The 23,007-nt window shown below is 62.7% G+C and carries 19 protein-coding genes and 1 pseudogene; 15 read left to right on the top strand and 5 right to left on the bottom strand.

Annotated elements, in window-relative coordinates; all coding sequences use genetic code 11:
* Nucleotides 1-250: 250 nt before the first annotated feature.
* Nucleotides 251-976, bottom strand: coding sequence for a Crp/Fnr family transcriptional regulator (locus ABIE49_RS19405; RefSeq protein ID WP_192740569.1), 726 nt, complete (start codon nt 974-976; stop codon nt 251-253).
* Nucleotides 977-1,757: 781 nt separating this feature from the next.
* Here ABIE49_RS19405 and ABIE49_RS19400 point away from each other — a divergent pair.
* The 9 genes and pseudogenes from ABIE49_RS19400 to ABIE49_RS19360 all read left to right on the top strand — a co-directional run.
* Nucleotides 1,758-2,133, top strand: a pseudogene (locus ABIE49_RS19400) (response regulator); the annotation flags it as partial.
* 231 nt (nt 2,134-2,364) lie between these two features.
* Nucleotides 2,365-2,781 (top strand): response regulator, encoded by a 417-nt coding sequence (locus ABIE49_RS19395; protein ID WP_192740570.1) that lies wholly within the window; start codon nt 2,365-2,367, stop codon nt 2,779-2,781.
* A gap of 354 nt (nt 2,782-3,135) precedes the next feature.
* Nucleotides 3,136-5,130 carry a flagellin N-terminal helical domain-containing protein gene (locus ABIE49_RS19390; RefSeq protein WP_354066887.1) on the top strand — a complete coding sequence of 665 codons (1,995 nt, stop codon included), beginning with the start codon at nt 3,136-3,138 and terminating at the stop codon, nt 5,128-5,130.
* Nucleotides 5,131-5,296: 166 nt separating this feature from the next.
* The gene (flbT, locus tag ABIE49_RS19385) at nt 5,297-5,677 is read left to right on the top strand and encodes a flagellar biosynthesis repressor FlbT (RefSeq protein WP_192740890.1); all 381 of its coding nucleotides are present in this window, start codon (nt 5,297-5,299) and stop codon (nt 5,675-5,677) included.
* A 270-nt stretch (nt 5,678-5,947) separates the two neighbouring features.
* Nucleotides 5,948-8,731 carry a hybrid sensor histidine kinase/response regulator gene (locus tag ABIE49_RS19380; RefSeq protein ID WP_354066886.1) on the top strand — a complete coding sequence of 928 codons (2,784 nt, stop codon included), beginning with the start codon at nt 5,948-5,950 and terminating at the stop codon, nt 8,729-8,731.
* A 12-nt stretch (nt 8,732-8,743) separates the two neighbouring features.
* On the top strand, nt 8,744-9,214 hold the full coding sequence (locus ABIE49_RS19375) for a chemotaxis protein CheW (protein ID WP_192735704.1): 471 nt from the start codon (nt 8,744-8,746) through the stop codon (nt 9,212-9,214).
* Nucleotides 9,215-9,240: 26 nt separating this feature from the next.
* Entirely contained in the window at nt 9,241-9,630 is a 390-nt protein-coding gene (locus ABIE49_RS19370) for a response regulator (protein ID WP_192735703.1), read from the top strand.
* Between the two features lie 32 nt (nt 9,631-9,662).
* Complete coding sequence (locus ABIE49_RS19365; protein WP_192735702.1) at nt 9,663-10,523, top strand: CheR family methyltransferase; 861 nt, start codon at nt 9,663-9,665, stop codon at nt 10,521-10,523.
* A gap of 3 nt (nt 10,524-10,526) precedes the next feature.
* Nucleotides 10,527-10,850, top strand: a complete 324-nt coding sequence (locus ABIE49_RS19360; protein ID WP_192735701.1) for a PilZ domain-containing protein — start codon at nt 10,527-10,529, stop codon at nt 10,848-10,850.
* A gap of 164 nt (nt 10,851-11,014) precedes the next feature.
* Here the strand turns inward: ABIE49_RS19360 and ABIE49_RS19355 are convergent, their stop codons facing one another.
* Nucleotides 11,015-11,377, bottom strand: coding sequence for a hypothetical protein (locus ABIE49_RS19355; protein WP_192735700.1), 363 nt, complete (start codon nt 11,375-11,377; stop codon nt 11,015-11,017).
* 152 nt (nt 11,378-11,529) lie between these two features.
* On the opposite strand from ABIE49_RS19355, the gene ABIE49_RS19350 reads away from it, so the two are divergent.
* The gene (locus ABIE49_RS19350; protein WP_192735699.1) at nt 11,530-12,168 is read left to right on the top strand and encodes a response regulator transcription factor; all 639 of its coding nucleotides are present in this window, start codon (nt 11,530-11,532) and stop codon (nt 12,166-12,168) included.
* A gap of 147 nt (nt 12,169-12,315) precedes the next feature.
* Here the strand turns inward: ABIE49_RS19350 and ABIE49_RS19345 are convergent, their stop codons facing one another.
* From ABIE49_RS19345 to ABIE49_RS19335, 3 genes are all read right to left on the bottom strand, one after another.
* A complete protein-coding gene (locus ABIE49_RS19345) occupies nt 12,316-15,822 on the bottom strand; it encodes a PAS domain S-box protein (RefSeq protein ID WP_192735698.1) in 3,507 nt (1,168 codons plus the stop codon).
* Between the two features lie 70 nt (nt 15,823-15,892).
* Nucleotides 15,893-16,330: a response regulator gene (locus tag ABIE49_RS19340; RefSeq protein WP_192735697.1), complete on the bottom strand. Its 438-nt coding sequence runs from the start codon at nt 16,328-16,330 to the stop codon at nt 15,893-15,895.
* A 200-nt stretch (nt 16,331-16,530) separates the two neighbouring features.
* A complete protein-coding gene (locus ABIE49_RS19335) occupies nt 16,531-17,250 on the bottom strand; it encodes a GntR family transcriptional regulator (protein ID WP_192735696.1) in 720 nt (239 codons plus the stop codon).
* A 115-nt stretch (nt 17,251-17,365) separates the two neighbouring features.
* On the opposite strand from ABIE49_RS19335, the gene ABIE49_RS19330 reads away from it, so the two are divergent.
* The 5 genes from ABIE49_RS19330 (at nt 17,366) to ABIE49_RS19310 (ending at nt 22,940) form a co-directional block, all read left to right on the top strand.
* Nucleotides 17,366-18,373, top strand: coding sequence for an ABC transporter substrate-binding protein (locus ABIE49_RS19330; RefSeq protein WP_502916000.1), 1,008 nt, complete (start codon nt 17,366-17,368; stop codon nt 18,371-18,373).
* Nucleotides 18,374-18,377: 4 nt separating this feature from the next.
* Entirely contained in the window at nt 18,378-19,154 is a 777-nt protein-coding gene (locus ABIE49_RS19325) for an ABC transporter ATP-binding protein (protein WP_192735694.1), read from the top strand.
* Nucleotides 19,155-19,166: 12 nt separating this feature from the next.
* Nucleotides 19,167-20,024: an ABC transporter permease gene (locus ABIE49_RS19320; protein WP_192735693.1), complete on the top strand. Its 858-nt coding sequence runs from the start codon at nt 19,167-19,169 to the stop codon at nt 20,022-20,024.
* Nucleotides 20,021-21,760: an L-arabinonate dehydratase gene (araD, locus tag ABIE49_RS19315; protein ID WP_192735692.1), complete on the top strand. Its 1,740-nt coding sequence runs from the start codon at nt 20,021-20,023 to the stop codon at nt 21,758-21,760. Before ABIE49_RS19320 ends, araD begins: the two co-directional genes overlap by 4 nt.
* An 88-nt stretch (nt 21,761-21,848) precedes the next feature.
* Nucleotides 21,849-22,940 (top strand): SMP-30/gluconolactonase/LRE family protein, encoded by a 1,092-nt coding sequence (locus ABIE49_RS19310; protein ID WP_192735691.1) that lies wholly within the window; start codon nt 21,849-21,851, stop codon nt 22,938-22,940.
* Nucleotides 22,941-23,007 lie beyond the last annotated feature (67 nt).

The following is a 23,007-nucleotide window of genomic DNA, read 5'->3' as shown; positions in this document are numbered from 1 at the left end:
CGTGGCATTCGAAATCGTCTCGATGCTCTTTCCCGAACCTGCACCCGTCAGCACCGTGACAAGTATCAGGGGTCATTGAACAGCGCGTTAATTCCCGGCCGAATAAATCCCGGGCAAATGCCAAGCCGGCCGTAATTATACGGTGAGTTCCCGCTGGCCGGATCGCAGGGCGCAATCTTCACGCGCATCGCCGGGCCGGCGCCTATCAATGGGTTCGGGCACCCGCCCCCCCATGGACGGCGGCCAAGGGTCACGCTGCCGCGCAATGGATGCGCGGATGCAGCAGGCGGTCGTACTGGGTCTTGACCGTCGCGTAGCACTCGCAGGAGGTCCTGATCAGGCCGTCCAGATTGGTGATCTCGATATGTCCGCGGCTGTAATGGATGAAATTCGCCTGCTGCAGCGTGTTGGCCACCAGCGATACGCTGTTGCGGCGCGCGCCGATCATCTGCGCCATCGCTTCCTGGGTCAGCACGAGCTTGTCGCTGCCGGACAGGTCGCGGGTATGCAACAGGCAGCGCGCCAGCCGGGACTCTACCGTGTGCGAGGCGTTGCAGCCCGCAGTCTGCTGGATTTGCGCGTAGACCGCTAATCCGTGCCGGGCCAGCAACGTGCGGAGCGTCGCGCTTTGGTCGGCCGCCGCCCGAAGCTGATCGAGGTCGATCGTCGAGGCCACGCCGGGGACCAGCACCAGCGCGCTGTTCAGCGCGGTTGGATCGCCGAGGGCGGAGAATGCGCCGAAGATGCTGTCGCGGCCGACCATCGCGATCTGAACGTGCTCGCCTCGCGCGAGCTTGACCACCAGCGAGATCACGCCTCGGTGCGGCAGGTAGGCGCGCTTCAGCGTCTCGTCGACTTCCACCAGCACCAGATCCTGGGTGAGGTCGGCGGAGCGCAAATGCGGGCGGATCAGTTCAAAATCGTCCGCAGTCAGCGAGGACAAAAATCCATTCGGGGAACGAGGGGCTGAATCCAAAGCAGTCTCCTGCCTTACGGTCAAAGCCGGTCTCAGGGTGCCAGGCACCAAAAATATGCAATATGCGCCGTCAAATGCGCCGTCAAAAATGCCCGTTCATCTTGCCATGAATCGCCGGCGGGAAATATCGGCAAATAGCCGCACTTTGCTGCTGCCTTGGATCGGTTGGCGCCACTTCGTCTGGTGGCCGTCCGAAGGCGCTCGGCCCTGAGAATGGAGGCCGTGGCGTCGCCCGGCATCGAGGACCACGGACGCCGACAAGGCTGTCGCGGCCCACCGTTGCGACCTCCAGCGTCTGACCCTCGGAAAGGCTGACCACCCGCTGCAACGACCCACTGCGGGGCAGCTCGACCCTGCGGCCGAGGCGTGCCGGCCTTGCTCGGGACCGCCCCTCGGACCGGTTCGACGGTCTCAAGTTACAGCCAGGGACTGGAACTCTGCGGTGGGCAGAGCCGGTAACGGTCGATTGGGAGGGCTGCGCCCGCACTCTCAATCCTGGCCCAACGCGGGACTTGAACGGTCTCGCGTCAGCGATGCCGCGGCGTGGCGGAATAGCCCCGAGCTTGCTCAAGGGTTGTGGAACCCACCCTATACACTGTGGAGGGCAGACAGACCCGGCGATTTACGACGGAATTACGAATAGTGCTCTGATTCGCAAGGCAAAACTGCTCGGGAATGCCTTGATGCGCTGTTGAGGGTGCTTGGCGAGGCGCGTGCTGTCGGGCGGGGCTTGTCTTTATGTGTCTCTTGCAGCGCGTCCGATACGGCGGAGGAGGCCGTCATGCGTCGTATTCTGGTTGTCGATGACGACCTTCATACCCGCCTTGCGATACGCGCCTGGCTCAAGCAGTGCGGTTTCAGGGTCGCGATCGCGGACGGCGGTCCTAACGGCCTCGCGGCACTCGATGACGCAACTTTCGACCTGATGATCGTCGATGTTTTCATGCCGAACATGCGCGGTTTTGAGCGCGATCAGGATATTTCACCAGCGCGCCCCGACAGTACCGTTGATCGCAATTTCCGGTTACGCGTTCTCCGGCCCGGAAACGGACAATGTTGCTTGCCTAAAAATGGCTCTCAGCCTCGGTGCGACCAGGTGCCTCCACAAACCGTTCCGGCCAGCGACATTGCTCAGCGTGATCGACGAATGTCTGTCGGAAGCCGAGCCGCACCGAAGATACGCCGTCACCCTTGCCGCCGTCACAGCCGCGCCCTCGGAACAGCGGGGTGCAACGGCATCGTCGAATACTTCGAAAGAGAGGATCGCTGCGGGCTGAGCTGCCAGCAAGACGTAACAACTTCGCGTCGAACCAGAAAAGGGCGGCGGTTGCGCTCGTATTGCGACTGGGGAGCGATTGAAGACAGATAATCTGCTTCGGGGGGCTGGAATGACACGGGTACTCGTTGTCGACGACGATCCGATGGTGTGCATGGCCATTGAGATCTATCTGGAGCGTCACGGCTTCGAAGTGACGATTGCCGCCGGCGGCGAAGCCGGGCTTCGCGCTCTCGAAGATTCCAGCTTCGACCTGATGATCGTCGATATCTTCATGCCGCATATGCGTGGTTTCGAATCGATCCGGATCTTCCACGAGCGCGCGCCGGCGGTTCCGCTGGTCGCGATGTCGGGATACGCGTTTGCCAATCTCGACGCGCCGGCACCGGACTTTCTGCGAATGGCGCTCGAACTCGGCGCGGCGCGCTGTTTGCGCAAGCCGTTTACGCCGGCGGCGCTGGTAACGGTGATTAATGAATGCCTTGCCGAAGCGCGGTCGCGCTATGCGGGCGTCGCCGAGTCGAGATAGCGATCCAGGCTATCGCCGCCTTCGGACGCGGTCCGACATTATCTTTGCCGTAGTGTCGGTTCGATTGGTGCCGCCCTGGCGCTTGCCGGCGGCTTGATCACCGTGAATGCAGAACTCTGCGATCACTCTTGCTCGCGGAAGCGAGCCGCACGCGATCGTCGCGACACTGCCGCCGTCCGCGTCGGTAAGAATCTGTTTACCATAAATGATGAAGCCGCGACTTTTTCCGCCGTCGCGTAGTCGTACGGACATGCAAGTTAACCACTGGGTAGCGCTGCGAGACCAGTGTGGCACGGACGCCGAATGAAAGTTGCGGCGTTGCGTCAACAGCGTTCATCCAGAAGGATATGAGTCATGTCAGGTATTGTTCTCTCGTCGTCGGTTCGCCAGAACCTTCTCTCGCTGCAGTCGACCGCCGATCTGCTCGCGACCACGCAGTCCCGCCTTTCGACCGGTAAGAAGGTCAACTCGGCGCTCGACAATCCGACCAACTATTTCACCGCCGCCTCGCTCGATAGCCGCGCCGGCGACATCAACAATCTCCTCGACAGCATCGGCAACGGCGTGCAGGTCCTGCAGTCCGCCAACACCGGCATCACCTCGCTGCAGAAGCTCGTCGACTCCGCCAAGTCCGTCGCCAATCAGGCGCTGCAGACCACGGTTGGTTTCTCGACCAAGTCGGCGTTCACCTCCGTCGATATCGCGGGCGCAACGGCCGACAATCTCGTCGCCGCTCAGGATCCGGTCAGCGCCGCGTTCGTCGGTACTTCGGCTCCGCAGCGCGCTGCGTATACCAGCACGACGCTGACCGCGGGCACCCAGCTCACGACGGCCGCCCCGGTGGGCAACGCGACCGGTTCTTCGCTTCTGTCGAACCTCGCCCTCACCACTGCGGTCGCTGCTGCCGACACGCTGATTGTCAATGGCAAGACGATCACCTTCCAAGCCGGCGCGAATGGCCTCGTCGGGACCGGCAACGCCTATACGATGGGCGTCGATACCACGCTCGACTCTTTGGTTGCGGCGATCGACACCCTGTCGGGCAATACGTCCAGTGCCTCGACGGCAACGGGCGGCGTCATCACCCTGCACACCGGTACGGCTTCCAACCTCGCCGTGAGCGGCACAGCGCTCGCCAAGCTCGGCATCAGCAATGCGAACCAGAGCGTTGGCGCTCGTGGCGGTGGCGCCGTGACGGCTGGTACCTTGGCCGGCACCACCAAGCTGAACGTCGGCGACGGCTCGGCAGCTTCGTTGTCGAACGGCTTTGCGGTCGGTGACACCCTCACCGTCAACGGCAAGACGCTGACCTTCGTGGCGGCGAACACGGTCGGCAGCGATCCGAACACGATCAAGGTCGACAGCGACGTCACCGGCCTGCTGGCGAAGATCGACGGCCTGACCGGTTCGTCGACGCCCTCGACCATCACCGGCGGCGTGATCACGCTGAACACCGGCACGCTGAGCGACCTGGCGATCACCGGCAGCAATGCCGCAGCTCTCAGCGCGCTCGGCCTGGCCGGCGGCGTGACGCAGGCCCGTACGCAAAACCCGGGCGTTCTGGACGGCGCGACCCTGCAGATCGGTGCGACGGGCGGCGGCACTGCCACCGACATCGTGTTCGGTGCGGGTGCTGGCCGCATCAGCTCGCTCAATCAGCTGAACGATGCTCTCGCGGCCAACAATTTGCAGGCCACGTTCGTGTCCGGCAAACTGTCGATCACCACGACCAACGAAGCGGCGTCGGCCACGATCGGTGCGATCTCGGGTACCGCGGTTGGCGCTGGCCAGGCGTTCGCTGCCGGCACCACGGCGCCGGCTCCGGTCGTCGACGCGGCGGCCAAGCTGACCCGCGACAATTTGGTCACCCAGTACAACAACATCATCAATCAGATCACCACCACCGCGCAGGACGCGTCCTTCAACGGCGTCAACCTGCTCGGCGGTGACACTCTGAAGCTGACCTTCAACGAAACCGGCAAGTCGACGCTGAGCATCCAGGGCGTCAACTTTAACCCGGCCGGCCTCGGCCTTGATGCCCTGAGCTCGGGCGCCTTCAAGGACAACGCTGCGATCAACGAGATCGTGACCTCGCTGAACGGCGCGTCGTCCACGCTGCGCTCGCAGGCTTCGGCCTTCGGTTCGAACCTGTCGATCGTGCAGATCCGTCAGGACTTCAACAAGAACCTGATCAACGTGCTGCAGACCGGCTCGTCGAACCTGACGCTGGCCGACACCAACGAGGAAGCGGCGAACAGCCAGGCGCTGTCGACCCGCCAGTCGATCGCGGTGTCCGCGCTGGCGCTGGCCAACCAGAGCCAGCAGAGCGTGCTCCAGCTGCTCCGCTAAGTTCGGCTGCGAAGACAACGATCAAGGCGGCGGGGAAAACCCCGCCGCCACCATCGAATCCAAATTCCTGAATCCCGGATGGCGGCGTATTCGCCGCGCATCTTCTCGAAAGAAGTTTCGCAAACGTCGCGGGCAATACCCGCACGTCTTCGAACTGGAGCAGATTGTGCCGTTACGCGTCGAGTTGAAACCGTTTGAGCGGATCGTGATCGGCGAAACCGTTCTCATCAATTCCGGCACTCGCACGTCGTTCCTGATCGACGGCGAGGCGCCGATACTTCGCGAGCGCGACACCGTCACCGCCGAGACCGCCAATACACCCGCCAAGCGGCTCTATCTCTGCGTCCAGACCATGTATCTGAAGAGCGATATTCCGAAATACCTGCCTGCGTATCAGGGCTTCCTGCGCGATCTGCGCAACAGCAGTCCCGGCGATCGCCTGGCGATCGATGCCATCAACGCGCACATTTCCAGCGGCGCGCTCTACAAGGCGCTCAAGGAAATCCGGAAACTGACCAAGCGTGAGGACGCACGGCTGGCCGCTTGATCCGCGTCGGTTTTGCCGCGCGACGCAAGATGCGTCCGTTTGCTCATCGAACAATCATCAGACAGATTTTTTGCGAAAGTATCGGCTCGGATTTTGACGCGTCGGCTAACGGCGTTTTGCCGACACCATCGCGCTATCTGCGCCGCATTTTACGACAATTTATTGGGGTTATCCGTAGTTGCACGGACAGTGAAATTAACGTGGTCGTGAAATCCAAAAGGGTATGCCTAACAGACGACCGTTACATCGATAGTTGAGGGGCAGGCTCTGATGGATGATCTTTTGCGGGAATTCCTGACAGAGACCAACGAGAGCCTGGATACGGTCGACAATCAGCTGGTGCGGTTCGAGCAGGATCCGAGCGACGCGAAGATTCTGGATAACATCTTTCGCCTGGTGCACACGATCAAGGGCACCTGCGGCTTCCTCGGCCTGCCGAGGCTGGAAGCGCTGGCCCATGCCGGCGAGACCCTGATGGGCAAATTCCGCGACGGCATGCCGGTCACCGCCGGCGCCGTCACGCTGATCCTGTCCTCGATCGATCGCATCAAGGAGATCCTCGCAGGTCTCGAAGCCACCGAGAACGAGCCGGAAGGCAGCGACGAGGACCTGATCGAGAAGCTGCATCTGTTGGCGGAAGGCGGGGCGCACGATGCGCACGCTGAGGCCGAAGCCGTCTCCGTGGAAGCGCCGGCGCCGGTCGTAGTCGCGCCCCCCATACAGCCCGCGAAGACACAAGAGGTTGCCATGGGCACGCTGGTCGAGCAGGTGCTGGAACGGCCGCTGCGTCCGGGCGAAGTCTCGCTCGACGATCTCGAACGCGCCTTCCGCGAGACCGAGATCGAAGTCGTACCCGCGCCCGCAGCTGCTCCCAAGGCAGTAGCTCCCGCACCGGCGCCGGAAGTCGCCAAGGAATCCAAGGTTGAAGCCAAAGCGGAGCCCAAGGCAAAGCCGGCCCGAAAGGCGGCAGCCGCCGCCGATGTCGGCGACGTCCAGGAAGCCGACAAGATCGCCAACCAGTCGATCCGCGTCAACGTGGACACGCTGGAACATTTGATGACCATGGTCTCCGAGCTGGTGCTGACCCGCAACCAGCTCTTGGAGATCTCCCGCCGCAACGAGGACACCGAGTTCAAGGTGCCGCTGCAGCGCCTCTCCAACGTCACCGCCGAACTGCAGGAAGGCGTCATGAAGACGCGGATGCAGCCGATAGGCAATGCCTGGCAGAAGCTGCCAAGGATCGTCCGCGACCTAAGCGGCGAACTCGGCAAGCAGATCGAACTCGAGATGCACGGCGCCGACACCGAGCTCGACCGCCAGGTGCTGGACCTGATCAAGGACCCGCTCACCCACATGGTGCGCAACTCCGCCGATCATGGCCTCGAGACCCCGGCCGAGCGGGCCGCCTCCGGCAAGCCCGAGCAGGGCACCATTCGCCTGTCCGCCTATCACGAGGGCGGCCACATCATCATCTGCATCGCCGACAATGGCCGCGGGTTGAACACCGAGCGGATCAAGGCCAAGGCACTGCAGAACGGGCTCGTCTCCGAGGCTGAACTGGAGAAGATGACCGAAGCCCAGATCCACAAGTTCATCTTCGCGCCGGGCTTCTCCACCGCCGCCACCGTCACCTCGGTCTCCGGCCGCGGCGTCGGCATGGACGTGGTGCGCACCAATATCGACCAGATCGGCGGCACCATCGACATCAAGTCGGTGGCCGGCGAGGGCTCTTCCGTCACCATCAAGATCCCGCTGACGCTGGCCATCGTCTCGGCCCTGATCGTGGAAGCCGGCGGCGACCGCTTTGCGATACCCCAATTGTCTGTGGTCGAGCTGGTCCGCGCCCGCGCCAACTCCGAACACCGCATCGAGCGCATCAAGGACACCGCGGTCTTAAGGCTGCGCAACAAGCTGCTGCCGCTGATGCACCTGAAGAAGCTGCTCAAGATCGACGACGGCTCCTCCTCCGACCCCGAGAACGGTTTTATCGTGGTCACGCAAGTCGGCAGCCAGACCTTCGGCATCGTGGTCGACGGCGTGTTCCACACCGAAGAAATCGTGGTCAAGCCGATGTCGACAAAACTGCGTCACATCGACATGTTCTCCGGCAACACCATCCTGGGCGATGGCGCCGTGATCATGATCATCGACCCCAACGGCTTTGCCAAGGCGCTCGGCGCCGCCGGCTCCTCCGCCCAGGGGATGGCGGACGAGAACGCGGCGGCCCACGCCAACACCGGCGAACAGCTGACCTCGCTCTTGGTGTTCCGCGCCGGCTCGACCCAGCCCAAGGCGGTGCCGCTCGGCCTCGTCACCCGGCTGGAGGAGATCGCCACCGACAAGATCGAACTCAGTAACGGCCGCTACATGGTGCAGTACCGCGAGCAGCTGATGCCGCTGGTGCAGATGAACGGGGTCAACGTCCAGACCTCGGGCGCCCAGCCGATCCTGGTGTTCGCCGACGACGGCCGCTCGATGGGGCTGGTGGTCGACGAGATCATCGACATCGTCGAGGAGCGGCTGCACATCGAAGTCGCCGGCTCCAGTGAGGGCATTCTGGGTTCGGCCGTGATCAAGGGCCAGGCCACCGAAGTGATCGACGTCGGCCATTTCTTGCCCATGGCGTTTGCCGACTGGTTCTCGCGCAAGGAGATGCGCCCCTCGGTATCGGCGCAATCGGTGCTCTTGGTCGACGACTCAGCCTTCTTCCGCAACATGCTGGCGCCGGTGCTCAAAGCCGCCGGCTACCGGGTGCGGGTTGCCCCCAATGCGCAGGAAGGCCTCACCGCGCTGCGCTCGGGCCAGACTTTTGATGTGGTGCTGACCGACATCGAGATGCCCGACATGAACGGGTTCGAGTTTGCCGAGACGATCCGGGCCGACCAGCACTTAAGCGCAATGCCGATCATCGCGCTGTCCTCGATGGTCTCTCCGGCGGCGATCGAGCGCGGGCGGCAGGCCGGCTTCCACGATTACGTCGCCAAGTTCGACCGTCCGGGCCTGATCGCGGCGCTGAAGGAACAGACCGCTGGCGAAACCCGGCGCGCGGCATAAAGGCAAGACATCATGACAACCAAGACCGACACCATCGAAGGCACCGTGGTCGAATACGTCACCGCATTGATCGGCGGGCAGCTGTTCGGCCTGCCGATTTCCCGCGTCCAGGACGTGTTCATGCCGGAGCGGCTGACCCGCGTTCCGCTGTCCTCGGCCGAGATCGCCGGCGTGCTCAACCTGCGCGGCCGCATCGTCACGGTCGTCGATATGCGCGCCCGGCTCGGGCTGCCCAAAAACGACGACGGCAAGCCGCCGATGGCGGTTGGCGTCGACCTGCGCGGCGAATCCTACGGCCTCTTGATCGACCAGATCGGCGAGGTGCTCCGGCTGCCCGACGACAGCCGCGAGGAAAACCCCGTCAATCTCGATCCCCGCATGGCCAAGCTCGCTGGCGGCGTCCACCGCCTCGACGGCCAGCTCATGGTCGTCCTCGATGTCGATCGCGTCCTCGAAATCGTGCCCACCACACTCGCAGCATAGAACGATCGGCATAAGGAGGTCGAAAAATGAAAACATGTCTTGTTGTCGATGATTCCAGCGTCGTTCGCAAAATCGGGCGTCGCATCCTGGAAGAGATGGGCTTTGAGATTACCGAGGCTGAGGACGGCGAGAAGGCGCTCGAGGTCTGCAAGCGCGCCATGCCGGATGCCGTCCTGCTCGACTGGAACATGCCCGTGATGGACGGCTATGAATTCCTCGGCCATCTGCGCCGATTGCCCGGCGGCGATGTGCCCAAGGTGGTGTTCTGCACCACCGAAAACGGCATGGATCATATCTCGCGTGCGCTGAATGCCGGCGCCAACGAATACATCATGAAGCCGTTCGACAAGGACATCGTCGCCGACAAGTTCAAGGAAGTCGGCTTGATCGAAGTCACCGAACCGACACCCGTCTAAATCCTTTTCCGCTTGCCGTTGAGAGGCCACCCGTGACCCCGCCAGACTATGAGTATCTGCGTAAGCTCCTGAAGGATCATTCCGGTCTCGACCTGTCCGCAGACAAACAGTACCTGATCGAAAGCCGCCTGCTGCCGCTGTCGCGCAAATGCGGCCTCGCCGGCATCAGCGAACTCGTGCAGAAAATGAAGGGCGGCGCGCCAGCGATTGTCGCCCAGGTGGTCGAAGCCATGACCACCAACGAGACCTTCTTTTTCCGCGACAAGGTGCCGTTCGATCATTTCCGCGATTCGATCATGCCCGAGGTGCTGAAGGCACGAGCGGCCCGCAAGAGCATCCGGATCTGGTGCGCCGCCGGTTCGACCGGGCAGGAGCCGTATTCGCTGGCCATGTCCTTGAAGGAAATGAGTGCGGCACTTGCCGGATGGCGGGTTGAAATCATCGCGACCGATCTCTCCCAGGAAGTGCTCGAGAAATCCAAGGCCGGCATCTACAGCCAGTTCGAGGTCCAGCGCGGCCTGCCGATCCAGATGCTGGTCAAATATTTCAAGCAGAACGGCGAGCTCTGGCAGATCAATGCCGACATCCGCGCCATGGTGCAGCACCGGCAACTCAATCTGCTGCACGATTTTTCGCAGCTCGGAATGTTCGACGTCATCTTCTGCCGCAACGTTCTGATCTATTTCGATCAGGACACCAAGATCAACATCTTCGGCCGTCTTGCCAAGTCGATGGAAGCGGACGGCTTCCTGGTGCTGGGCGCGGCGGAGACGGTGGTAGGCTTGACCGATGTCTTCAAGCCATTTCCGGACAAGCGCGGGCTCTATCGGCCGAACGCCGCGCGTGCGGCAACGGCAGCGATGCCGAAAATCGCGGCAATGGCGGGGCGTTGAGGAATGTCGGAAGAGAGCAAGGCAGCCGAGCGCGTCACGTTCAGCCGGGGTTACGACGTCTGCATCATGGCGATTGACGGAACCTGGCGCCGGGATTGCCAACTCAACTCGATCTCCGATACCGACGCCACGTTGACCGTGGAAGGCTCCATTCAAGGCCTCAACCTCAAGGAGTTCTTTCTGCTGCTGTCGTCGACCGGGCTCGCCTATCGCCGCTGCGAATTGGTGCGCGTCAACGGCACGGACATGGATATTCATTTCCTGAGGGGCAAGCACGCCAAGAAGCGACCGGGCGCGACGTCGAAGTCCGATGAGATGATGTCCTGAGCGGTTAGCTTCCGCACCGAACCGCCGGTCAGGCGGTGAAATCGCCCATTGTGGAAAAGCCGGAGCAACGTCCCGGCACGGGATGGCGGCAAACGCCCGCCCCACAGGCTGGCCGGTTCGATGTCTTCAATTTTCAGATGGCCGTATTGGGCGGGCTGCTGCGTTTACGCGCTGAGAACCGAAAGCACCGGCGGACTCCAGACATAATCGCTGGCGCCGTGCTCCGGTGTATTGGACGGTGTCAAGGGATCGAGCAGCGAGTGGAGGGCGATGGCAAGATTGGCGTCACAGGCCCTCAACGCCACGGTCGCCCTGACATAGGGCGGCGTCACGTCATCCAGCACAACGACATTGGTGGAGATGTCCTGGCTACCGGACGCGGTTTCGCGGGCGATCTCCTGTTCGATCAGCCTCAGGCTCGCCTGGACATGCTCGATCAGGGATATGACATCCGATACCACCGAGCGGTACGCGTTACCTCGGTCGTCAAGTTCGATCGCGATGCCGCCGCCTTGGGGGTTCTGCATAACTGCACTCCTCGGGCTACTTTTTAGGTGCGCGTTGCTACTTGTGCGTTAAGCGAACGTCCCGTACAAATACGGGGGCGTTTTGATGCGGTATGGAGTTGAGTACCGATATCGAGTGCGCGTCACGTTTCACCATGCATGGAAGATGAAACATGGCTGAGAAAGCCCACTCCCGCGGGGAGATCTTTGTAGTCGATGACGACCCCGCCGTTCGCGACACGCTTTCCATGGTGCTGTCGGCGGGCGGTTATCAGGTCATCTGTTTCGCCGACGGCGCGGCATTGCTGGCCGTTGCAAGAACCCGGACGCCGTCCTGCATCCTGCTCGACGTGCATATCCCCGGTAAATCGGGCCTCGACATCCTGAAGGAACTGCACGGCGAGGACTATCCCGCGCCGATCTTCATGATCTCCGGGCAAGGCGACATCTCGATGGCCGTCAGCGCCATCAAGAGCGGCGCGCTGGACTTCATCGAAAAGCCGTTCCGTGGCAGCGAGATCGTCGCACGGCTCGACGAGGCGATCGAGGCGTACGCGCGCCGGCAGGCGGAAAACAACTCCGCGTCCCGGATCGCGACGCTGCATTTTCCCGGACGCGAACCGCTCACCCGCCGCGAACGCGAGGTGCTCGAGCAGTTCACCGCCGGTGCGTCCAACAAGGAAGCGGGCAGGCACCTCGGGATCAGCCCGCGGACCATCGAGGATCACCGCGCCAACATCATGAAGAAGCTCGGAGCACGCAACGCCGCCGACCTGGTGCGAATCGTGATGACCACTTCGCGTCAGGCGTGAGTGGACAGCGCAGCTTTCGCGAGAATGCGCGGCAGCTGTAGGCCGCTAGAGCGTTTTCCAGCGAAGTGGACACCGGTTCGCGTCAAGAAAACGCGTCAAATCTAGAATCTAGAGCTCCGTTCCGATTTAATCGGAACGGAAAAGGCTCTAGTCGCCGAGGGCCTTGCGGATCATGATGGCCATATCCGATTTGCGGTAAGGCTTGGCCAGCAGCAGCACGCCCTCGTCGAGCCGGCCGTGGTGGATGATCGCGTTTTCAGTATAGCCTGACGTGAACAGCACTTTCAGCCCGGGTTTGATCTTCAGCATCTCGTTGGCGAGCTGGCGGCCGTTGAGGCCGGGCATGATCACGTCGGTGAACAGCAGGTCGAATGGACGGCCGGCGTTGACGATCGCGAGCGCCTCCGTCGCGTTTCCCGCATCCAGCGTGACGTAGCCGAGCGAATGCAGTTGCGTCAGCACGTAATTGCGCACCAGCGCGTCGTCTTCGACCACCAGGATCGACTCATTGCCGCCCTCGACCGTGGGCCCGTGGCTCGGCACGGTCGCAAGCGACGTGCCTGAGGCCGGCGGCAGGTACATCTTGATCGTCGTGCCGTGGCCTTCCTCGCTGTAGATCATGACGTGGCCGGTGGATTGCTTGACGAAGCCGTAGACCATGCTGAGCCCGAGGCCGGTTCCCTTGCCGGGCCCCTTCGAAGTGAAGAACGGATTGAACACCTTGTCGAGGATCGCTGCCGGAATGCCGGTTCCGGTATCGCTGACCGCGATCATCGCGTAGCGGCCCGGCCGGACGTCATTGTGCGTCCTGGCGTAATGCTCATCGAGTACGACCATGCCGGTTTCGATGATCAGCTTGCCTCCGTCAGGCATCGCATCGCGGGCGTTGAGGGCGAGATTGAGGATGGCGGTGGCCAGTTGATTGGGATCGACGATCGCCGGGCAGGATTCGTCTTCAAACACCGATTCGATCTCGACATGCTCGCCGAGCGTACGCTGCAGCAGTTTCGCGGTGTCGATGATCAGCGTATTGACGTCGGTTTCCTGAGGCTCGAGCGGCTGCTTGCGGGCGAATGCCAATAGATGCTGGGTGAGGTCGGCGCCGCGCGACGCGGCTTCGTCAATCATCCTCGTGATGGCCGCGAGTTGCGGCTCGTCCTTGACGGCGTCGGCCAGGATTTCGATCGTCCCGGTGATGACGGTCAGGATGTTGTTGAAATCATGCGCGATGCCGCCGGTGAGCTGGCCGACGGCTTCCATCTTCTCGGACTGCCGGATGCGGTCCTCGGTGGCGATCTTCTCGGTGAGGTCGCGTATGAAACCGTTGAACACGAAGCCGTTGCGGCGCTTTAGCGCGGTGACGCTCAGTTCGACCTTAATCTCCTTGCCGTCGCGGCGCACCGCGTCGATCTCGAGACGGCGGCCGAGGATCACCCCTTCACCGGTGCGCAGGAACCGTTCCAGGCCGGCCGCGTGCGCGTCGCGATGGACGTATGGAATGATCAGTTCGCTGAGTTTTGCTCCGACCGCTTCATCACGTGTCCAGCCGAAGATATTCTCGGCTTGCGAATTCCAGTCCGCGATCGTGCCCTGATCATCCATCTGGACAAAGGCATCGAGCGCCGTGTTGATGATCCCGCGAGCCAGCTGGGCGCTTTCACGCAGGGTTTCCTGCGCCCGGCGGGTCTCGGTCATGTCGCGGCCGACAAAGAAGAACCGTCTCACCGGTTGGGACCAGACCCCGAGCCAGGACAGCCACACTTCGCGTCCGCTCTTGTGGAAGCAACGCGTGTCCGCAATCGTCGGGCGTTGCCCGCGCCGCAGGGCGCGCAATTCCTGGCGCGAGTTCTCGAGATGATCGGGATGGATGAAGTCTTCTCCACTGCGGCCGATCATCTCGCCGGGCGAATAGCCCAGGATGACGGCGCAGCTCGGGCTGATCTGGACCACGGATCCCTGTGAATCCGTCACCATGATCAGGTCCTGCGAAGTCTCGAAGACGCGGCGAAGCTCCTCGGCCTGTTGGCGCAGCGCCAGCCGGGTCTTGTTGCTGTCGGTAATGTCGCGGGCAACCTTCGATATGCCGATGGTCGCGCCCGACGACGCCTTGATCGGCGAAATGCTGAGCGAAACCTCGACCGGCGTGCCGTCCTTGCGAAGACGCGTGGTTTCGTTGTGCTCGATGCTTTCGCCCCAGCCGATCCGGCGCAGGATGTCCTGCACTTCGGGCAGCCGGCCGGCGGGCATCAGGATCGCGATGTTCTTGCCCGCCGCTTCCGTTGCGCTGTATCCGTACAGACGTTCCGCAGCCGAGTTCCAGCCGGTGATCGTGCCGTCGAGCGAGGTCGTGATGATCGCGTCGTTGGACGATTCGACCGCCGCGCTGAACAGGCGCTCGCGCTCGGCGTGGTGGTCGCGCGCCGCGATGGTGCGGCGATGCTCCTGAACCTCCTGCTGCAGTGCTGCGGTCTTCTCGTTGACCTCCTCGATCACTTTCGCGAACGCGCGCGCCAGCACGCCGGTCTCGCCGCGAGCGTCAACCGGAATGGCGACTTTCCCGTTCCGGGAGGCGCCCTGTACGGCGGCGGTCAGGCGAACGATCGGCCGGGTCAGCGACCTCGCGATCAGCAGGGCCAGCACGGCCGCGCACAGCACGGCGATCGTTCCGACCAGAAGGGAGGTGTTTCTGATGCTGGCGGCCGGCGCCATGATCACGGCGTTGGGGGTGGATTCGATCACGCCGACCCATTCGGTACCAGCCAGCAGAGCAGGGGCAAGAGCTATCCCGCCCGAGCGGGCCGCGTGATCCGGTGCAATATCGGCGATGCCCCGGGATGTCCCCGCCTGCGACGCCAGATGGGGAAAGTCGGCTTTCCAGTCGTTGGGCGTGCCGAGCAGCGTGCCGAACTCGCGTGAACGATCGGGATGAATGAGATAGTCGCCCTGCCGGTTGACGACGTAGATCGTCTCGCCCGGCAACACCGACGACCGCACGCGGTCGAATGCCCGCCGCATATCGACATTGATCATGAAAATGCCGAACAGCTTGCCGTCATCGGCGAAGACCGGCGTAGCGATCCGAATCGTCGGCCTGTGCCTCTCCTCGATCAGTCCGTCGCGGCGTCCAAGATCGAGCGGCGAAACGTAGATTTGTCCGGGACCGAGCGCGAGCGTTTCCGTGAAATAGTTTCGGTTGCCTCGCTTCTGCAGTCCTTCTTCGGGAACGATCCGAACCGTGTCGTTTGCTCCCATGCGGTCGACGCGGACGATCTCACGGCCGTCGTCATCAAAGCTGAAGATCCGCAACATCGCATAGGTGGGTTTGGCTTCGAGCTCCGCCGCAAAGCGGGTTGCTATCCGGTCGCGCCATGTCTTTTCGGAGACGCCATCCACCGGATCGATGCCGCCCGCCCGTCGGGCGCGGACCAATCCATGCAAGGCCGCGGCCGAACGAAAGCCCGCGACATCTCCGGTCGCGCTGGCTGCGTGATATTCGAGGTCGGTCGCCACTTGCCGCGAATGCGTCTCGATGCGGTCGCGGGCGCGCAGCAGCAGTGCCTGTTCCAGGTTGCGATAGCTCAGCCAGCCGACCGCGGAAACCGCGAGCGCGACCAACGCAATCATGGCGATGGCAAGCCTGGTTGTGAGCGTCATCTTTTGATTCGTTCGCCCTCCAGTTCATCCCGGGCAAGCGGCTGGGCGAACCCGGCAATGCTATTTCGCATTACGGGCAGGAAGCAACTCCGCCGGGGGCGTGGGACGAACTTGACGACAGGCGTTTGGCGGCCTCAAGGCAGCTCGTGACCGTCGCCAGCAGGGCCGCCGGTTTGAACGGTTTCTGCAGACTGGAGACGGCGCCAAGCTTGGTCGCCATGGTCAGGAAGTCGGGGGCGGCGCCTTCTTCCGAAGATATCGGCCGTCCCGAGATCACGACGATCGGGATCAGTGGCCGCAGCTGGTGAGCCAGCCGCATGGTCTCGAACCCGTCCATTCCCGGCATGAAGATGTCGAGAAACAGCAGATCGAAATCTTCCTTTTCGAACAGCGAAAGCCCCTTACGGCCGTCACCGGCGGTGACCACGCTATGGCCTGCGCGCTCGAGCAACAGGCGGACGGTGGCCTGAACCGCGGTATCGTCGTCTACAATCAGTATTCTTGCCAAAAGAAGGTTCTCCGGGCGCCCGCTGGAATCAGATCAACGGCAGGTTGCGATTTTCGCTGAAACCTTGTTCTCCTGCAACGGTTTCCCGGCTGCAGATGTTCCTGCCAAAAACCGTATATCGCCTGTCGTCGGGTAGACAGCGCAATTTGCCGCCGCAACGGAGCCGTTTCGTCCTGATGGCGCGGGTTAATCTGCGGCGTTCAGTCGCTCAGATATTCCGGATACCGTGCCCGGATCTGGGCGAGTTCGCTGAGCGTTCCCGACAGATGGGTGCGCAGATGCTTCTGCGCCCCGTCCGGATCGCCGGCGTCGATCGCTTTGGCGATCAGCCTGTGGTGCCGCACGATGTCCTGCGCCTTGCCGGGGGAGGGCAGATGCAGCCGGCGCAGCCGGTCGATATGCCCGCTGCGGCTGCGCACCAGCGTCCAGATGTCCTGCTTGTCGGCCGCCGTATAGAGCAGGGCGTGGAATTCATTGTCGGCGGCCATGAACTTTTCGAACTCGCCGGCCTTGGCGAATTGCTGTTGGCGCACGATTGTTCCATTCAGCTCGGCGACGAACGCTTCGTCGTGGCTGATCGCCAGCCCGCGCACGATCTCCAGCTCGACCGCCTGCCGCAAGAAATGCGCCTGCTGGGCCAATCGCACATCGACCCGGCTGACCACGGTCGCATATTGCGGGAACACGTCGACCAGGCCTTCCTCTTCCAGCCGCATCAGGGCGTCGCGGATCGGCGTCGAACTGATTCCGAACTGCCCGGCCAAAGCGGCGCGCGACAGCGGCGATCCCGGCGGCAGTTCCAGCGAAATGATCATGCCGCGCAGACGCTCGAAAACCTGGGGCGCAGCCTGCCGGTCGCGATCGAGCCGCTCGGGGGAACGCGGTGCGGCGCGGCGGGCGGCGATTGGCGTTGGCCCCATCGGAACAGCGGTCCTTTCAAAAGGCGCTTGCCTCAAATACACTAATACATTAGTGCATCTCCCTTAGGGCGTCAATGCGTAGAGACCGCCGGAGGAAACAACGATGAAGAGCATGATGTGGCGCGCCGCCGCAGGCGCAATCGCGGCACTCGGAATGGCGCTGTCAGGCGCGCCCGCCCTGGCGCAACAAAAAAGCGAGATCGCGCTGTCGCGGCAGCCCGGCATTTTCTACATGCCGTCGCACATCATGGAAAAGCAGAAGCTGATCGAAAAGCACGCCGCGGCGCTCGGCGTGCCCGGCGTGTCAACCAAATGGATCAATCTGAGCGGCGGCGGCGCGCAGACCGACGCGCTGCTTGCCGGCGGCGTCGACATCCTCAACACCGGCACCGGCAATCTGCTGTTGCTGTGGGATCGTACCCGCGGCGGCGTCAAGGGTATCGTCGCGACCTCCGCGCAGCCGATGACGCTGATCAGCCGCGACGCCCATATCAAGTCACTGAAAGATATCGGCCCCAACGACAAGATCGCGGTGCCGACCGTCAAGGTCTCGACACAGGCCATCGTGCTGCAGATCGCCGCCGCCGAACTGTTCGGCGCCGATCAATGGTCGAAGCTCGATCCCAACACCGTGCAGCTCGGTCATCCCGACGCCTATGTGGCGATGACCAACGCCCAGCACGAGGTGCGCAACCATTTTGCGATCCCGCCGTTTACGTTCCTCGAACTGAAGAACGTGGCCGGCGCGCATGTCGTGCTGTCGTCGCCCGACGTGATGGGCGGGCCGCTGAGCCAGGCGCAGTTCTTCACGACCACCAAATTCGCCGACGCCAATCCGAAGATCGTCCAGGCGGTGCGCGACGCCACCAAGGAAGCGCAGGACCTGATCCGCAGCGACACCAAGGCAGCCGTCGAAATCTACAAGGAAGTCACGGGCGACAAGACCAGCGTCGAGGATCTGCTGGCCTGGCTCAAGGAGCCCGGCATGATGGAGTGGAACCTGCAGCCGCAGGGCACCATGAAATTCGCCAACCATCTGTTCAAGGTCGGCACGTTGAAGACCCAGCCCAAGGCATGGACGGATTACTACCTGCCGATGTCGCATGACCTGAAGGGCAACTGACGCGATGACGGCGCTTCTCGACGTCAGCGACGTAACGCTGCGCTACAAGACCTCGAGCGCGGTGGTGACCGCGACCGAGCGGGTCAGTTTCACGGTCGATCGTTCCGATCGCTTCGTGCTGCTCGGTCCCTCCGGGTGCGGCAAGTCGACATTGCTGAAAGCGGTCGGTGGCTACATGACGCCGAGCGAAGGCAAGATGCGGATCTCGGGCCGCGAGATCACGGAGCCCGGCGCCGACCGCATGATGATCTTCCAGGAGTTCGACCAGTTGCTGCCCTGGAAGACCGTGCTTGAAAACGTCATGTTCCCGCTTCTGATGACGCGGCGGCTACCGCGCAAGGAGGCCGAGGTTCGTGCCCGCGCCTACATCGAAAAGGTCAGCCTCACCCGCGTCGTCGATTCCTACCCGCATACGCTGTCGGGCGGCATGAAGCAGCGCGTTGCGATCGCGCGCGGCATGGCGATGGAGCCGGATATCCTCTTGATGGACGAGCCTTTCGCCGCGCTCGATGCGCTGACGCGGCGCACCTGCCAGGACGAATTGCTGCAGCTCTGGGCCGAAACCAAGTTCACCGTGCTGTTCGTCACCCATTCGATCGCGGAAGCGATCAAGATCGGCAACCGCATCCTGCTGCTGTCGCCGCATCCCGGACGGGTCAAGGCCGAAATCGTCGACGTCGATCAGGTCTCAAGTGAGGACGGCAGCGCTGCCCGGCTGGAAAAGCAGATCCATGATCTGCTTTTTTCGAATGCCGACAACGAAGTCGCAGCGGCGCACTGAGAGGTACATGCGATGGGTGAAGCGAGAATCCTCCTGCGCGATACCGCCGCAGTCGCCGCGTCAGTGGAGGTGGAGCGTAAGCTCTCCGTCCTCGAATTGCTGTGGAACGACGGCTTTGTCCGCAAGGGCGTGATCATCCTGTTCCTCGCGATGGTGTGGGAAGCCTACGGCACCTACCTCGACAATCCGCTGCTGTTCCCGACCTTTCACGACACCATCATGACGATGTGGGAAAAAGTACGCGACGGCACGATCCCGATGCGCGCCTGGGCGTCGCTCAAAGTCCTGTTCATGGGCTATGCCGCCGGCATCGTGCTTGCCGCCATCTTCACCATTCTCGCGATTTCCACCCGCATCGGCACGGATTTCCTCGAAACCGTGACCGCGATGTTCAACCCGTTGCCGGCGATCGCGCTGCTGCCGCTGGCGCTGATCTGGTTCGGGCTCGGCAATGGCAGCCTCGTCTTCGTGCTGATCCATTCGGTGCTGTGGCCTGTGGCGCTCAACACCCATTCCGGCTTCAAGAGCGTGTCGAACACGCTGCGCATGGTCGGCCGCAATTACGGCCTGCGCGGACTGCCCTACGTGGCGCGGATCCTGATTCCGGCGGCGTTCGGCTCGATCCTGACCGGCCTGAAGATCGGCTGGGCGTTCGCCTGGCGCACGCTGATTGCCGCTGAACTGGTGTTCGGCGTCTCATCCGGCCAGGGCGGGCTCGGCTGGTTCATCTTCGAAAACCGCAACCTGCTTGACATACCTGCTGTCTTCGCCGGCCTGTTGACGGTGATCATTATTGGCTTGATCGTGGAAAACCTGATCTTCCGCACCATCGAGCGCAACACCGTCCAGAAATGGGGTACGCAATCATGAGCAGCAAGAACAAGACCCCCGACCAGCTTCGCAGCGCGCGCTGGTTCGCGCCCGACGATCTGCGCGCCTTCGGCCATCGCTCCCGCGCGATGCAGATGGGCTACGCGCCGGAGGAGTGGAAGGGCCGCCCCGTCATTGCGATCCTCAACACCTGGTCGGACGCGCAGCCCTGCCACATGCACTTCAAATCCCGTGTCGACGACGTCAAGCGCGGCATCCTGATGGCCGGCGGTTTTCCAATGGAGCTGCCGGCGCTGTCGCTGTCGGAATCGTTCCTGAAGCCGACCACGATGCTCTATCGCAACATGCTGGCGATGGACGCGGAGGAATTGTTGCGCGGCCATCCCGTCGATGGCGTCGTGCTGATGGGCGGTTGCGACAAGACGACACCAGGCCTTTTGCTTGGCGCCACCAGCATGGGCCTGCCGACGATCTATCTTCCGGCCGGACCGATGCTGCGCGGCAACTGGAAGGGCAAGACGCTGGGCTCCGGTTCGGACGCCTGGAAATTCTGGGACGAGCGGCGTGCCGGAAAAATCTCCGACAAGGATTGGGTCGATGTCGAGGCCGGCATTGCCCGTAGCTACGGCACCTGCATGACCATGGGCACCGCCTCGACGATGACCGCGATCGCCGAGTCGATCGGCATGACCTTGCCGGGTGCATCCTCGATCCCGGCCGCCGACGCCGGCCATATCCGCATGGCCTCGGAATGCGGCCGCCGCATCGTCGAGATGGTGTGGGAGGATTTGACGCCGAACAAGATCCAGACCCGCAAGGCCTTCGAGAACGCGATCACGGTCGCGATGGCGATGGGGTGCTCGACCAATGCAATCATCCATCTGATCGCGCAGGCCCGCCGCGCCGGTCAGGACATCGGGCTCGATGATTTCGAGATCGCCAGCCGCAAGGTGCCTGTCATCGCCAATGTGCGTCCGAGCGGCGACAAGTACCTGATGGAGGATTTCTTCTATGCTGGCGGTCTGCCGGGCCTGATGAGCCGCATCAAGGAGCATCTGCACCTCGACGTCATGACCGTGACCGGCCAGACTCTCGGCGAGAACATCGCCCGCGCCGAAGTCTACAACGACGACGTCATCCGCACGGTGCAGGATCCGATCTATGCCGAGGGCGCGCTCGCGGTACTCAAGGGCAATCTCGCGCCCGATGGCTGCGTGATCAAACCGTCCGCCTGCGAGCCGCGCTTCCTCAAGCACGCCGGGCCGGCGCTGGTGTTCGACGATTACCCCTCGATGAAGAAGGCGATCGACGATCCCGATCTCGATGTGACCGCGGATCACGTCCTGATCCTGCGCAATGCGGGGCCGCAAGGTGGTCCCGGCATGCCGGAATGGGGCATGCTGCCGATCCCCACAAAACTGGTGAAGCAGGGCGTGCGTGACATGGTGCGGCTGTCGGATGCGCGCATGAGCGGCACGAGCTACGGCGCCTGCATCCTGCATGTCTCGCCGGAATCCTATATCGGCGGCCCGCTGGCACTGGTGAAGAACGGCGACCGCATCACGCTCGACGTCAACGCCCGCACCATCAACCTCGATGTGCCGGAGGCGGAGCTTGCAAAGCGCCGCGCGGAATGGAAGGCGCCGGAGCGCCGGTTCGAGCGCGGCTACGGCTGGATGTTCACCAAGCACATCAAGCAGGCCAACGAAGGCTGCGATTTCGATTTTCTGGAGACTGGCTTTGGCAAGCCGGTGGGAGAGCCGTCGATTTACTGACACTGTCGTTCCGGGTTCGCTTCGCGCCCCGGAATGACTGGAGCGAAGACTCGATACCAACCAAAAAAACATCCCAGGGAGGACCACCATGAGCATCACACGACGCAACATCCTCGCCGCAGCCGGCGCCACCGCGGCCACCACGCTTCTCTCGCGTGCCGCAGGTGCGCAATCATTTCCGTTCGCGATGAACCAGCGCTATCCCGACCCGTCGGTGCAGATCCTCGATCCGAGCTTTGCAAAATACCGGATCTATTCGTCCACGATCGAACAGGTCGCTACCGGGATGCGTTGGGCCGAAGGCCCGGCCTATTTCCCCGAGGGCGGCTATCTCCTGTACTCCGACATCCCGAACAACCGGATCATGAAGTTCGACGAGAAGACCAACCAGACCAGCGTGTTCCGGAGCCCCGCCAACTATGCCAACGGCAACACGCGCGATCGCCAGGGCCGCCTCGTCACCTGCGAGCATTCGGTGACCCGCCGCGTCACCCGCACCGAGAAGGACGGCAAGATCACGGTGCTGGCCGACAAGTTCGAAGGCAAGCGGCTGAATGCGCCAAATGACGTCGTGGTGAAGTCCGACGAGAGCATCTGGTTCACCGATCCCTTGTTCGGCATCAATGGCGAGTGGGAGGGCAACAAGGAAAAATCCGAACAGGCCACCACCAACGTCTACCGCATCGACAAGGACGGCAAGATTTCGGCCGTCATTACCGACATCGTCAATCCGAACGGCCTGGCGTTCTCGCCAGACGAAAAGAAGCTTTATGTCGTCGAGTGGAAGGGCTCCCCCAACCGCAGCATCTGGGCCTATGATGTCAACGCCGACGGCACGCTCGGCAGCCGGACCAAGCTGATCGACGCCGCCGACCAGGGCGCGCTCGACGGCTTCAGGGTCGATCGCGACGGCAATCTGTGGTGCGGCTGGGGCAGCAACGGTGCATTGCAGGCCGAACCGACCGAGATCGGCGGACGAAGAGTCTTCCAGCTCAAGGGCAAGTCCGAAGACCTCGATGGCGTGATGGTGTTCAACTCCGCCGGCAAGCCGCTCGCCTTCATCCGGCTGCCGGAGCGTTGCGCCAACCTCTGTTTCGGCGGCCCGAAGAACAACCGCCTCTATATGACGAGCTGCCACTCCGTGTACGCGCTTTACGTGGAAGCGCATGGCGCGGTGTGATTGATTACCCGTCATTCCGGGATGGTCCGAAGGACCAGACCCGGAATCTCGAGATTCCGGGTTCGCT

The organism is Bradyrhizobium sp. OAE829, assembly GCF_040546575.1.
In the GTDB taxonomy this organism is placed as follows: domain Bacteria; phylum Pseudomonadota; class Alphaproteobacteria; order Rhizobiales; family Xanthobacteraceae; genus Bradyrhizobium.
The sequence above is the reverse complement of the archived record's forward strand: the minus strand, read 5'-3'. Positions and strand labels throughout refer to the sequence as shown.

What these genes read in the sequence shown, in the direction of transcription:
- ABIE49_RS19325 (WP_192735694.1), top strand. Translation starts at nt 18,378, where the DNA reads ATGACGGCGCTTCTCGACGTCAGCGACGTAACGCTGCGCTACAAGACC.
- ABIE49_RS19335 (WP_192735696.1), bottom strand. Translation starts at nt 17,250, where the DNA reads ATGGGGCCAACGCCAATCGCCGCCCGCCGCGCCGCACCGCGTTCCCCC.
- ABIE49_RS19375 (WP_192735704.1), top strand. Translation starts at nt 8,744, where the DNA reads ATGACAACCAAGACCGACACCATCGAAGGCACCGTGGTCGAATACGTC.
- ABIE49_RS19345 (WP_192735698.1), bottom strand. Translation starts at nt 15,822, where the DNA reads ATGACGCTCACAACCAGGCTTGCCATCGCCATGATTGCGTTGGTCGCG.
- ABIE49_RS19350 (WP_192735699.1), top strand. Translation starts at nt 11,530, where the DNA reads ATGGCTGAGAAAGCCCACTCCCGCGGGGAGATCTTTGTAGTCGATGAC.
- ABIE49_RS19310 (WP_192735691.1), top strand. Translation starts at nt 21,849, where the DNA reads ATGAGCATCACACGACGCAACATCCTCGCCGCAGCCGGCGCCACCGCG.
- ABIE49_RS19320 (WP_192735693.1), top strand. Translation starts at nt 19,167, where the DNA reads ATGGGTGAAGCGAGAATCCTCCTGCGCGATACCGCCGCAGTCGCCGCG.
- ABIE49_RS19390 (WP_354066887.1), top strand. Translation starts at nt 3,136, where the DNA reads ATGTCAGGTATTGTTCTCTCGTCGTCGGTTCGCCAGAACCTTCTCTCG.
- ABIE49_RS19360 (WP_192735701.1), top strand. Translation starts at nt 10,527, where the DNA reads ATGTCGGAAGAGAGCAAGGCAGCCGAGCGCGTCACGTTCAGCCGGGGT.
- ABIE49_RS19370 (WP_192735703.1), top strand. Translation starts at nt 9,241, where the DNA reads ATGAAAACATGTCTTGTTGTCGATGATTCCAGCGTCGTTCGCAAAATC.
- araD (WP_192735692.1), top strand. Translation starts at nt 20,021, where the DNA reads ATGAGCAGCAAGAACAAGACCCCCGACCAGCTTCGCAGCGCGCGCTGG.
- ABIE49_RS19380 (WP_354066886.1), top strand. Translation starts at nt 5,948, where the DNA reads ATGGATGATCTTTTGCGGGAATTCCTGACAGAGACCAACGAGAGCCTG.
- ABIE49_RS19355 (WP_192735700.1), bottom strand. Translation starts at nt 11,377, where the DNA reads ATGCAGAACCCCCAAGGCGGCGGCATCGCGATCGAACTTGACGACCGA.
- ABIE49_RS19330 (WP_502916000.1), top strand. Translation starts at nt 17,366, where the DNA reads ATGTGGCGCGCCGCCGCAGGCGCAATCGCGGCACTCGGAATGGCGCTG.
- ABIE49_RS19395 (WP_192740570.1), top strand. Translation starts at nt 2,365, where the DNA reads ATGACACGGGTACTCGTTGTCGACGACGATCCGATGGTGTGCATGGCC.